Raw genomic sequence first — 11,418 nt, 5'->3', positions numbered from 1 at the left:
AGCAGGGTTGGGTGAAGGGGGATATGCAAAAGGGGCGTGGCGGCAGCTGGCTGCTGGCGCGCACGCTGGATAATCCTGCCATCAGCTGGTTCGATTCGGTGTCGGTGCGCGAAGGGCTGCGGCTCTATCGCGTCAAGCCCCAGACCGGCAAAACCCACCAGATCCGGGTTGCCCTCAAAAGTATCGGTGCCCCCATTCTCGGGGATGAGCGCTATGGCGGTACGCCAGCCGATCGCGGCTATCTGCACGCCTGGCGATTGAGTTTTAAGCTGGCGGGCGAGCCGTTCGATTTTGTCTGCCCGCCCGATGTGGGGAGTGAATTTGTCACCCCCGAGCTCATGGCCGCCATCGCAGCCCTTGCGCCCTGATGCTGATGCGCCCAGCACCTGACACCATGATTCATTCAGCGAAAGAGCGTGATCCTGACGGACGTGCGCCGCGCTGGATCCTGGCCGACTTTGACGACACCCTGGCCCCCGGCGACAGCCACGCCGGTCTGCTGCGCTATATCCTGCGCCGACGGATCTGGCCGTTGTTGCTGTTGCCAGTAATCGCGCTCGGTGGTTTGGTCTATTTGCTGCCCAGCCAGCGGCGGCGCGGTATCTCCCTGATCTGGTGGGCCATCACGCTTTGGCTCTCTCCCCTCGGCTGGCGCAAGCTGGTGCGTGCCTATTGCCGCACCAGGCCGGGGCTGTATCGTCAGGCTCGCGAATTGCTGCAAAGCGAGGGGGCGCGCTGCTGGGTGATCTCCGCCAGTCCCTGCGCACTGGTGCGAGCCCAGCTCTATCAGCAACTGCCCGGCCAGTTGCCCCACCGGATCATTGGCTCGCAGATGCACTACCGTTTTGGCGGCCTGATGCCGCGCTTCTATTGCCACGGCCAGCACAAGCTGCTGCCGGAGATCTGCGCCCTCGATGCCGAATTGGCCTTGAGTGACAGCCTGCACGATTTGCCGCTGCTGGGGTTGGGGAAAGAGGCGTGGTTGATCAATCCGACGCCCACGCGACTGCAAAAAGCCCGGGCCCGCTTGCCCCATTTGATGATCAAAAACTGGCAACTGTAAGCCAAAGCTGACAGTCCTGCGGGTCGTCACCGTTTGATCCGCAAGGCTGCGGCTTGAATGTCACAATTCATTTACATTCTTTGCTGCCAGCTGCGAAAAACTATCTGCAACCCGCCTCTTCTCTTCCTGCTACGCCCTGCTTCTAATGAAACAAGTTGTTAACACTTGCCGCGCCGCTGGGTGCTGCAATCCGTTTTAACCGAATCAAGAGCAAGGAGCGCCCGATGAATGCCACCTCTTCCGCCACCCATACCATCAATCCGTTAGGCACAGACGGTTTCGAGTTTGTCGAGTACACAGCCCCCGATGCCAAAGGGATTGCTGCCCTCAAGAGCCTGTTTGTTTCGCTCGGGTTTGCCGAGGTCGCCAAGCACAAACACAAGCAGTGCTGGCTCTACCGGCAGGGGGATATCAACTTCGTGGTCAATGCCGAGCCTCACTCCCAGGCGGAGCAGTTTGCCAGCTTGCACGGGCCGAGCGTTTGCGGCATGGCATTTCGGGTGAGCGATGCGGGCAAAGCCCAGCAGTACGCCATCGCCAAGGGGGCCAAGCCCTTTGTCGGCAAGATTGGCCCGATGGAGCTCAATATTCCCGCCATCTACGGTATCGGCGAGAGCACGCTCTCCTTTGTCGACCGTTATGGCGACAAGGGCTCCATCTATGACGTGGATTTTGTCTTCTACCCCGACTGGCAGTCCCGGATGGCAGAGGTAGATGCCGGTCTTATGGAGATCGATCACCTGACCCATAACGTGCATCGCGGCAATATGGATGTCTGGTCCAACTTCTATGAGCGGATCGGCAACTTCCGCGAAATTCGCTACTTCGATATCGAGGGCAAGCTGACCGGGCTGCATTCACGCGCCATGACCGCCCCCTGCGGCAAGATCCGTATCCCCATCAACGAGTCGGCGGATGACAAGTCCCAGATCGAGGAGTACCTGCGTCAGTACAAGGGGGAGGGGATCCAGCACATTGCCATGGCCTCCAGCGATATCTACCAGACCATCCGCACCCTGCGCAGCCGCGGTACCGGTTTTATGCCGACGCCGGATACCTACTACGAGAAGGTGAACAGCCGGGTCGAGGGGCATCAGGAGGATTTGGCGGCCCTCAAAGAGCTGCGCATCCTCATCGACGGCTCCCCCACCAAGGACGGCATCCTGCTGCAGATCTTTACCGATACCGTGATTGGCCCGGTTTTCTTCGAGATCATCCAGCGCAAGGGCAACGAAGGGTTTGGCGAGGGCAATTTCAAGGCGCTGTTTGAATCGATCGAGCTGGACCAGATCCGCCGCGGCGTGCTGGATGGCGGTGAGGATGAGAAGGGGGCCCGCAAAGAGGGAGCGAGCAATGCGTAACTGGATTAACTTTCCCCACCGGGAGGGAACCCACTCCCGGCAGGCCCATGCCGACCTGCCGGAACAGGCCATCTATGAGCGCGAGTTGGGGCGCAGCGGCTTTTTCGGCCCAGCTACCCACATGCACCACAAGCATGCCCCCACCGACTGGAGCAGTTGGGAGGGGCCGCTGCGACCACGGCTGTTTGACCTCAATGCCCTGCAAGAGGAGGTGAGTTCCCTCTCTCCCTGGGTGGCTCCCGACATTCTCAGCAACCCCCACTGCCGCTATCGCATCTGGCGGCTCTCCGAGGCGATGCCGTTTCTGGTGCGCAATGCCGACGGTGACGAGCTGCTCTTTATCCACGAGGGGGGCGGCGAGTTCTTCTGCGACTACGGCCACCTGAGCCTGCGGGACGGTGACTATGTGGTGATCCCCCGCGGCACCATGTGGCGCATCGAACCCAGCGTGCCCATGTTCATTCTGATGATCGAGGCGACCAACGACAGCTACCAGCTGCCGGACAAGGGGCTGGTGGGCAATCACGCCATCTTCGACCCGGCGGCGCTGGATGTGCCCGCCATCAACGAGCGCTTTTTGGCCCAGCAGGATGAGAACCCCTGGTCGCTGCAGGTGAAGCGCCACGATCAGGTGTCGGTCATCACCTGGCCCTTCAACCCGCTGGATGCACAAGGGTGGCACGGCGACTTGTGCGTGGTGCGCCTCAACTGGCGGGATATCCGCCCGCTGATGAGCCACCGCTACCATCTGCCGCCATCGGCTCATTCGACCTTTGTGGCGAGCCGCTTTGTCATCTGTACCTTCGTACCGCGCCCCATCGAGAGTGACCCCGGCGCCCTCAAGGTGCCCTTCTATCACAGCAATGACGATTACGACGAAGTGCTCTTCTACCATGCAGGGGACTTCTTCAGCCGGGACAATATCGAGCGGGGCATGGTCACCTTCCATCCCGCCGGTTTCACCCACGGCCCCCATCCCAAGGCGTTTGCGGCAGGGCAGGCGTATGCCAAGAAGTTCACCGACGAGGTAGCGGTGATGCTCGACACCCGCGATGCGCTGAACATCGGCAGCCTGTGTGAAGGGATCGAGAACACCCGGTATGTCTCCAGCTGGCAGCGCCCGGACGCGGCAGCCGGCAAATAAGGAATCGCTTATGAAATTGGCAACATTGAACAATGGCAAGCGCGATGGCGCTTTGGTGGTGGTGAGCCGGGATCTGACCCGGGTGGTGCGGGTGAGCGAGATTGCCCCGACTTTGCAGGCCGCCCTAGATGAGTGGGCCGAGGTTGCCCCCAGGCTGGAAGCTGTCTATCAGCAGCTTAACGAGGGCCGTGCGGTAGAGGCGTTCCCCTTTGATGAAGCGTCTTGCCTCTCTCCGCTGCCGCGTGCCTATCAGTGGGCCGATGGCAGCGCCTACGTCAACCATGTGGAGCTGGTGCGCAAGGCGCGCGGCGCCGAGATGCCCGAGAGCTTCTGGCACGATCCGCTGATGTATCAGGGGGGCTCCGACAGCTTTCTCGCCCCCCGTGGCCCCATCGTGATGGGTTCTGAGGAGTGGGGGATCGATTTCGAGTCGGAGGTAGCCATCATCACCGACGATGTGCCGATGGGGGTGAGTGCGCAGGGGGCCGCCAGCCACGTCAAATTGCTGATGCTGGTCAACGATGTGAGCCTGCGCAACCTGATCCCGGGAGAGCTGGCCAAGGGATTTGGTTTCTTCCAGTCCAAACCGTCCAGCGCCTTCTCGCCGGTGGCCATCACCCCGGATGAGCTGGGCGATGACTGGCACGATGGCAAGGTGATGCTGCCCCTGCGCACCCATCTGAACGGCGCCCTCTTTGGCGCACCGGATGCCGGGGTGGACATGACCTTCAGCTTCTTCGATCTGATTGCCCATGCCGCCAAGACCCGTCCCCTTGGCGCTGGCTGCATCATCGGCTCGGGCACCGTCTCCAACTACGATCGCAGCGCCGGTTCATCCTGCATCGCCGAGCGCCGCATGCTGGAAATTCTTGATTGTGATCAAGCTATAACCCCCTATTTGCAGTTTGGTGATAGAGTGTCGATCGCGATGGAAGATCGCTCTGGCCAAAACCTGTTTGGCACCATCTCTCAACAGGTGGTGCCAGCGAGCGGTCAGGGAGGTTGATGGCAAGCGCCGGTTGGCGGCAAGGATATTCGGGATATGTCCGGATCACGACGAGCCCTCAACCGGTGCCGGATACACAAGGAGGCAGGTGGTGAGCACCTGCCGGGCTTCGGGCCCAGATAAGATGCAGGGACAGATTATGTTGCAGTTGTTTGGCTATTGGCGTTCGTCGGCAAGTTTTCGGGTGCGGATCGTGTTGCAGCTCAAGGGGCTCGCCTACGAGCAGCATCCCATCAATTTGCGGCAAGGCGAGCAGAGCGAGAAGGCCTATCGCCGGCTCAATCCGCAAGGGCTGGTGCCATTTCTGGTGGATGGCGATGTGCAGATCGGTCAGTCGGTCGCCATCATGGAGTACCTTGACGAGACCTATCCAGCCTACTCCCTGATGCCCTCTTCCCCCGACGCGCGGGCCCGGGTGCGCCAGATCGTCAATATGATCGCCTGCGATATCCACCCGCTCAACAATCTGCGGGTGCTCAACTATCTGGAAGAGCACTTCAGGGCCAACAACGAGCAGGAGGCCCGCTGGTATCGCCACTGGATTGACGAGACTTTCACTGCCCTCGAACAGCTGTTGATGACCACCGCCGGTGTCTACTGCGTCGGCAACGAAGTGACCCTGGCTGACTGCATGCTGGTGCCCCAGGTCTACAACGCCCGCCGCTACGACATGACCCTGGACGATTACCCCACCATCCGCCGCATCGTCGCCAACTGCGAACAGTTGCAAGCCTTTATCAAGGCGGCCCCCGCCAACCAGCCGGACGCGCAGTGACAAGCTCATTTGACGAAAAGCGCAGGATTGCGTCAGCACGCCATTCCGTGCGCTATTTTCCCGTCATCTCAGTCTGGACCTGTGATATCACCTATATCGCCACCGACGAAGGTTGGCTTTATCTGGCTGGTCTCAAGGATGTGTTTACCTGTGAGATAGTGGGTTATGTGATGGGAGAGCGAATGACCACCGGGTTGGTCAGTTAGGCGCTGTTTCGGGCTGTGCAGCAGAAGAGGCCGCCCGTAGGGCTTATCCATCAAACAGACTGGGGCAGTCAGTACTGTGCCAAGGCTTACCGGACTCTCCAGGTACAATTTGGCATGCAGACCTCCATGTCACGCAAGGGGAACTGCTTCGACAATGCCCCGATAGAAAGCTTCTGGGGGACTCTTAAAAATGAACTGGTTCACCACCATAGATTCAAGACGAGAGCGGAGGCCAAGGCAGCGATCCAGGAATACATAGAGATTTTTTACAACCGCCAACGTTGGCATTCACGACTTGGCAATGTTAGCCCGACGGAGTTTAACAAGAGGTATTGGAGAACTGCTCAGGCTGCTTGATCCGGGACTGTCCGATCTTGTCAGGACCCCTCATCCCTTGGCGAGCTGTCGATAGGCCACCGTCACCGTGCGGGCCCGCTTGCTTACGCAGCTATAGTCCGGTGCGCACAGCGGCACATTCATCAACTCGAACAGGGAGTCGAGTAGTCCCTGAGTGGCCCGCAGAGTGATGTTGAAAATCCCCTTGAGCATCAGGAAGGTACAAATGGTATGGTCGGTGTAGAACTGGCTGTGGCCCCGCCGTCCGTGATGGTCGTGGTGAAACCAGTTGTTCATGGCCTCGGTATCAACCCAGAAGGTGAGTGAACAACTGTTAATCAAAGACTTGTTGTCTTGAGGCCAGTTGGTGATGGGATGAAGCGATATGCCCATGATGCAGACTTGAAGAGGATGGTGGTGATCAGATCACCAAGTCCTCAGTTAGTTCCTTGATTTGGGCAACGACGCCCGATTTGGGCAATAACACAAATAGACATAACAGGATTCTGTGTTCAAAAGAGGCTCCCGCGCGAGGCGGGAGCGGGGGGATCAGGGCTTGAGCAGTTGCAGCGACTCTTCTGCGGCCTTGCCTTGGGAGAGGGTGATATCGACCCGGCGGTTCGCCTGGCGATGTTCGGGGGTGTCATTGGCAAAGCGGGGTTGGGTGTCGGCAACACCCTGAGCGATGACTCGTCTGGCATCCAGCTGGGGGTTGGTCAGCATGGTCTGCACGATGGAAGAGGCTCGCAGCACCGAGAGCTCCCAGTTGTTGCGATAGAGCTCCACCGGCGCTTGGGAGTTGTCGGTATGACCGGTGACCACTACCTGCCCCGGGATGTTGGCCAAAATGCCGGCGATCTTGTTGACCAGCGGGATGAACTGGGGCTGCAGGAACGCCGAATCGGCGGGGAATAGCGCCTTCTCGCCGATGCGGATCACCAGCTGACTGCCAAGCTGCTCGACCTCCAGATCCTTCGATTCAATCTGGGCCTTTAGCTGCTGTTCCAGCTTCTGCTTGGTCACCTGCACCCACTCCTGCTCCTTGGTCTTGTGGGGCCAGGCTTCGGTGGCGCTCGGTTTTTCCGAGGCACCTATGGTCTCGTTGAAGGGGTCCGATGCCGCCATGGGGGCATCTTTCTCCAGCACTGTCTCCTCTTTCGGGCTGCTCGGCGTAGTTTTTGATTCTGGCTCGAGAATCCCTGTGCCCCCCTGCATCAAGGGGGAGCCGGCAGGCGGGGAAATGAGGCCGATTTTACCCAGCGACTCGATAAAGCCCTGGATAAGCACCCGGGTTTCGGACTGCTTGGCCATGGCAAAGGAGTAGAGCACCACAAACAGGGCGAACAGCAGGGTCATGAAATCGGCATAGGAGACCAGCCAGCGTTCATGGTTCTCCGGTGCTTCAGCCTTTTTCTTTTTGGCCACCGTGACCTCCCAGATAAGGTTCGAGGGTAACTTGCAGGCGCGCTTGGGATTCGCCATCCACGATGCAGAGAATGCCGGTCAGGGTCATCTCCTTGTAGTGGCGGATCTGGTGGGCAAACCCCTTGTAGCGGTTGCCGAACGGCAAGAAGATCAGGTTGGCTGCGGATACCCCGTAGATGGTGGCGATAAAGGCCACCGCGATGGCGCCGCCCAGCTTGTCGGGGGCATCCAGCAGACCCATGGCGTGGATCAGGCCAAATACCGCCCCGACGATCCCCATGGTCGGGCAGTAGCCGCCCATGGCTTCGTAGAATTTGACTGTCTGTTCGAGATCTTCCTGCTCGAACTCGATCTCGTTCTCCAGCACCTCGTGTATCTTGGTTTTCTCGTAACCATCAACCATCATCTGCACCCCTTTCTTCAGGAAGGGATCCTTGATCTCGTCGATCATCCCTTCCAGCGCCAGCATGCCGCTGCGGCGGGCGTTGCCTGCCAGGGTCTCCAGCAACTGGGCCTGTTCCAGCAGGTCGAGTTTGAGGGGAGAGAGCAGCCATTTGAAACGCCTCATGGTGCTGCCGACGACGGAGAAAGGGAACTGGGTCAGCGCAGCACCTATGGTGCCACCTATCACGATAAGAAATGCGGGCAGATCGAGCAGTGCACTGGGATGACCACCCTCGACCATGTTGCCGCCAAGGATGGCGATCAACGCCAGTACCAAGCCAATCAAGCTCATCTTTTACACGTCCCTGCATGTTGATAATGGCTAGTGTAGCTACTTAAGTATCAGTTTTTCAAAATGAAATCCAATCGCTGAGCAATTAATGGGCGCTGGGTAACGTCCGCAAAGGGAGGTATGTTGAAGAGGAGCAAATCGATGAAGCTTGAAGGGAAATAACCAAGGGGGTGGTGATCTGATCTCCGCCATCCTTTTCAAATCTGTATCATGGGTAAGTTGCTTCACCTCGCCACAGAATCGTCCCCAGCATTAACTCAAGGCTTCTAGATCTTCCTTACATGAGTGCGCTTTGCGCTAAATACTGTGTGAGTAAGCAACCATGATTTCAACAAGAAAAGTCCTGCAAATCCATCGTTTCGTCAGTCGTGCCATTGATCAAAAACCCACTATAACCACCCAGGGTATGTTGCAAATCCTGGACTGGACCATCATGCGGGTCCAGCAAAATCAAATAAGGGAGGAGGCCTATCCCTGTATCTTTGCCAGAGGGGCTGAACTGTTCTATCTGATTAGTTCAATCCGACCGTTTAGGCGATACAACCAGTTAACCGCATTGTGTGCTGTCGACTGGTGTGTCCGACAACATGGCTTTGGCCTCAAAGCTCTGTATCTGGATGAACAGCAGGTCATAACGGAGCGCATAAGACGCAATTACCGTGAACCGGTTTTGCAGGCAAGTGACCATTTTGCTCAGGAGTACCGCTACTGGTTTTTCATGCATAGCGAGCCTATCAGTAAACAAAGTGCCAGGTCTGCCAGTGCAATTACATCTATTAGTCGCAGCTTGTTTGATCTCAACTGGTAACTGCCGCTCCCCCCTCATTCTTACCTCAACGAGGTGAGTAGGAACATAGTCATGAAGTGTGATCCCAACCCCCTGGTTAAGTAACAAATCAATCGGGTGGGCCGGTCACACCTTAACAAAAGGTGGTCGTATGCAACCAATCTCTTCCCGAGCACGAAGACATCAGCGCCGTCACAGAGAAAAAAGAGCGCAAGCCTCGGTAATAGGCCAACACTACCATCCCACAATCCTCTTCTTTACCGGGGCGGGCTTGTCATCGGAAAGCGGTGTGCCCACGTTTAGAAGTGAGGGCATTTGGCGTAATCATGAGAGCTGGTGCTATTCCCACGCTAATAGCATGAGTACGGATCTGGCAGGCTTCTTGGCCTTTCACAACAAACGGCGTCAAACCATGTTAGAAGCCGCCCCCTCACAGGCGCATTATCTGATAGCCCTGCTACAACAAAAATGTACTGTTAGGGTCATCACCCAAAATATTGATGACTTACATGAGAGAGCAGGTAGCCGTGAAGTCCTTCATCTGCATGGTTCAATCCAGTTTTTGGTCCCCATAGGTTTTCGTAGCAAAAAATATCGGCAGCCTTGGCATGAGGATGTGGCGATCGGTGATCGCTGCCCATCCACTGGTTCACAATTGCGTCCAGATATCGTGCTATTTGGTGAAAAGATTTATGAGTATCAACAAGCTCGTCGCTGGCTCTGCGAGGCTGATACCGTAGTAGTTGTCGGCACCAGTTTGCTTGTTGAGCCTGCGAGCTCTCTGTTACAAAACATCAACCCTGGCGCATGTGTCTACTACATCGATCCAGATCTTGGTTTGTCATCCAGACTACCGTTTCCCGGTGAGCTGATTGTTGATGGGGCCTATCGCGGTATTGCTCACGTATTGGAACTGAACCTGGAGAAAATGGCATGAAATTATATCTGGACGATGAAATAAAAAATCCGGTAGGGTGGATTCGTGTCTTTTGGCCGGACGAGGCGATTGCATGGCTAAAAACAGAGATGGTGACTGAAATTAGTCTTGATCATGACCTCGGTGAGGATGATAGAGGAACCGGATACGACGTGATTCTCTGGATAGAAAATGAGGTAATGACAAATCACTTTATCCCTCCCAAAATTCATATTCATTCAGCCAATGTCTCCGCAAGAATAAAAATGGAACTGGGCATTATGGCCATAAATAAATTTTTAGCGAAGTCAACATGACAAGTTCAAGGCTGTGACTAAAATCCAGAGATAGTAAATCATGTCACTATGTATAAAGCCCTCTGGAACTTGGGGAAGAATTGATATCTGCAATGAACTTTCAACAGTTAAAAGTCCCCCCTGAAAAATAAAAAGGCTTCTAAAATCGACAAGTACGAGTAATGAAATTTTCCTTTTAAAACATAAATAGTGAAAACGCTATCTTGTTGACTTTTATTTAACTCAGAATGACAATCTAACTTCCACTTTGACGATGTAATGGACAATGTATGAGTACTGATATCAATTTCTTGTGTAAAGAGCGTCTGTTTGCGTTCATCCAAAACAAATATGATAACTTAAAGAATGATATGGGGTGGGACCTGCTTTTCTGTAGGTATGATAACATGCTATCCCCTCAGTATCCTGTCGCATTCTTTGGTATAAATCCAGGTGGTGGACCATGTGATACCAATGCAATTTCAGTGGAGTCTGAATGTGCATACTACAGTGAACCTTGGAAGGGCTGCGAGGAGGGTGAAGCACCGCTACAACAGCAGATGAGAGCCTTATATACAATGATTGGCGATGAATTGGGTGTATCATACAAACAGCTCATGGATGGCTCTCTGATGACAAACTATATTCCCGCTCGCTCACGAAATTGGCATACATTAAAAGGAAAGGATGAGTGGCTTGAACATGCTCGTGAAATATGGAATGAGCGTATAAAGCAGGTTCACTGTAAACTTTATATCGCGATTTCGAAAATTGTATTTGATGAACTGGATAGCCATTTAATCAAGCATGGTTTCCAGATGGTTGAAAAAATCAATGAACAGATTGGCTGGGGGAGAGTCAGATACCAAATTCAGCGTTACGAACGGGGTGATCAAGTTTCCTTGCTTGTACGCCTCCCTCATTTGTCAACATACAAAATATTTAGTCATCCAGAATGTCAACCATCAATAGATCGAATCAAGTGTGAAATATCTAAAACTATAAAATGATCATGTACAGGGCCTTAAGCATTGAGTTCTTTTAACATGCTCTTCAAGGTCCTGTTCCGTGTCTATTATCTCTGCTTGGTTTGGTGATCAGATCACAGAACCCTCAGTTGGTTCCATTCAAGCTGTATTGATTTGGGAAACAACGCCTCTTTTGCTCCTGTTGTGACAGGAAGGAACGCTTGTCGGGTGGGGCAATCACAAAAGCAAGGTAGGGGGCGTGAGTTGGCAATACGAAAAGCTCTGATGTTCCATCAGTGCTTTGCAAACCGGTGTCTTGTTTACGCTACTTTAGTGCGCACTTCCTTCGGTATCAATTTCAGACCCTTTTTGAACATGCTGTAGGGAGTCTGTCCTTCC

Annotated in this window: 11 protein-coding genes and 3 pseudogenes; 11 read left to right on the top strand and 3 right to left on the bottom strand. The window is 55.1% G+C overall.

Features of this window, described 5'->3' with window-relative positions; all coding sequences use genetic code 11:
- From AB5Y92_RS02450 to AB5Y92_RS02420, 7 genes and pseudogenes are all read left to right on the top strand, one after another.
- Nucleotides 1-368: pseudogene (locus tag AB5Y92_RS02450) on the top strand (RNA pseudouridine synthase); the annotation flags it as partial.
- A gap of 26 nt (nucleotides 369-394) precedes the next feature.
- Nucleotides 395-1,063, top strand: coding sequence for a haloacid dehalogenase-like hydrolase (locus AB5Y92_RS02445; protein ID WP_368225420.1), 669 nt, complete (start codon nucleotides 395-397; stop codon nucleotides 1,061-1,063).
- A gap of 224 nt (nucleotides 1,064-1,287) precedes the next feature.
- The gene (gene hppD / locus AB5Y92_RS02440) at nucleotides 1,288-2,424 is read left to right on the top strand and encodes a 4-hydroxyphenylpyruvate dioxygenase (RefSeq protein WP_368225418.1); all 1,137 of its coding nucleotides are present in this window, start codon (nucleotides 1,288-1,290) and stop codon (nucleotides 2,422-2,424) included.
- Complete coding sequence (locus tag AB5Y92_RS02435; RefSeq protein ID WP_368225416.1) at nucleotides 2,417-3,568, top strand: homogentisate 1,2-dioxygenase; 1,152 nt, start codon at nucleotides 2,417-2,419, stop codon at nucleotides 3,566-3,568. Before hppD ends, AB5Y92_RS02435 begins: the two co-directional genes overlap by 8 nt.
- A gap of 10 nt (nucleotides 3,569-3,578) precedes the next feature.
- Nucleotides 3,579-4,574, top strand: a complete 996-nt coding sequence (locus AB5Y92_RS02430; RefSeq protein ID WP_368225414.1) for a fumarylacetoacetate hydrolase family protein — start codon at nucleotides 3,579-3,581, stop codon at nucleotides 4,572-4,574.
- 139 nt (nucleotides 4,575-4,713) lie between these two features.
- Entirely contained in the window at nucleotides 4,714-5,349 is a 636-nt protein-coding gene (gene maiA / locus AB5Y92_RS02425) for a maleylacetoacetate isomerase (RefSeq protein ID WP_164537060.1), read from the top strand.
- A gap of 71 nt (nucleotides 5,350-5,420) precedes the next feature.
- Nucleotides 5,421-5,912: pseudogene (locus tag AB5Y92_RS02420) on the top strand (IS3 family transposase); the annotation flags it as partial.
- 45 nt (nucleotides 5,913-5,957) lie between these two features.
- On the opposite strand, the pseudogene AB5Y92_RS02415 reads toward AB5Y92_RS02420, so the two are convergent.
- From AB5Y92_RS02415 to AB5Y92_RS02405, 3 genes and pseudogenes are all read right to left on the bottom strand, one after another.
- Nucleotides 5,958-6,284, bottom strand: a pseudogene (locus AB5Y92_RS02415) (transposase); the annotation flags it as partial.
- Nucleotides 6,285-6,440: 156 nt separating this feature from the next.
- Nucleotides 6,441-7,316, bottom strand: coding sequence for a flagellar motor protein MotB (locus AB5Y92_RS02410; RefSeq protein ID WP_101529948.1), 876 nt, complete (start codon nucleotides 7,314-7,316; stop codon nucleotides 6,441-6,443).
- The gene (locus AB5Y92_RS02405; RefSeq protein ID WP_368225412.1) at nucleotides 7,294-8,052 is read right to left on the bottom strand and encodes a flagellar motor protein; all 759 of its coding nucleotides are present in this window, start codon (nucleotides 8,050-8,052) and stop codon (nucleotides 7,294-7,296) included. Before AB5Y92_RS02405 ends, AB5Y92_RS02410 begins: the two co-directional genes overlap by 23 nt.
- A gap of 322 nt (nucleotides 8,053-8,374) precedes the next feature.
- Here AB5Y92_RS02405 and AB5Y92_RS02400 point away from each other — a divergent pair, with 322 nt between their 5' ends.
- The 4 genes from AB5Y92_RS02400 (at nucleotide 8,375) to AB5Y92_RS02385 (ending at nucleotide 11,061) form a co-directional block, all read left to right on the top strand.
- The gene (locus tag AB5Y92_RS02400; protein WP_164537058.1) at nucleotides 8,375-8,860 is read left to right on the top strand and encodes a hypothetical protein; all 486 of its coding nucleotides are present in this window, start codon (nucleotides 8,375-8,377) and stop codon (nucleotides 8,858-8,860) included.
- Between the two features lie 130 nt (nucleotides 8,861-8,990).
- Nucleotides 8,991-9,776: an NAD-dependent deacetylase gene (locus tag AB5Y92_RS02395; protein ID WP_368225410.1), complete on the top strand. Its 786-nt coding sequence runs from the start codon at nucleotides 8,991-8,993 to the stop codon at nucleotides 9,774-9,776.
- Complete coding sequence (locus AB5Y92_RS02390) at nucleotides 9,773-10,072, top strand: cyclic-phosphate processing receiver domain-containing protein (RefSeq protein WP_368225408.1); 300 nt, start codon at nucleotides 9,773-9,775, stop codon at nucleotides 10,070-10,072. Before AB5Y92_RS02395 ends, AB5Y92_RS02390 begins: the two co-directional genes overlap by 4 nt.
- A gap of 269 nt (nucleotides 10,073-10,341) precedes the next feature.
- Nucleotides 10,342-11,061, top strand: a complete 720-nt coding sequence (locus tag AB5Y92_RS02385) for a hypothetical protein (protein ID WP_164537879.1) — start codon at nucleotides 10,342-10,344, stop codon at nucleotides 11,059-11,061.
- The last annotated feature ends 357 nt before the right edge of the window (nucleotides 11,062-11,418 follow it).

The organism is Aeromonas sp. R1-1 (assembly GCF_040908495.1).
GTDB classification, from domain to species: domain Bacteria; phylum Pseudomonadota; class Gammaproteobacteria; order Enterobacterales; family Aeromonadaceae; genus Aeromonas; species Aeromonas veronii.
The sequence above is the reverse complement of the archived record's forward strand: the minus strand, read 5'-3'. Positions and strand labels throughout refer to the sequence as shown.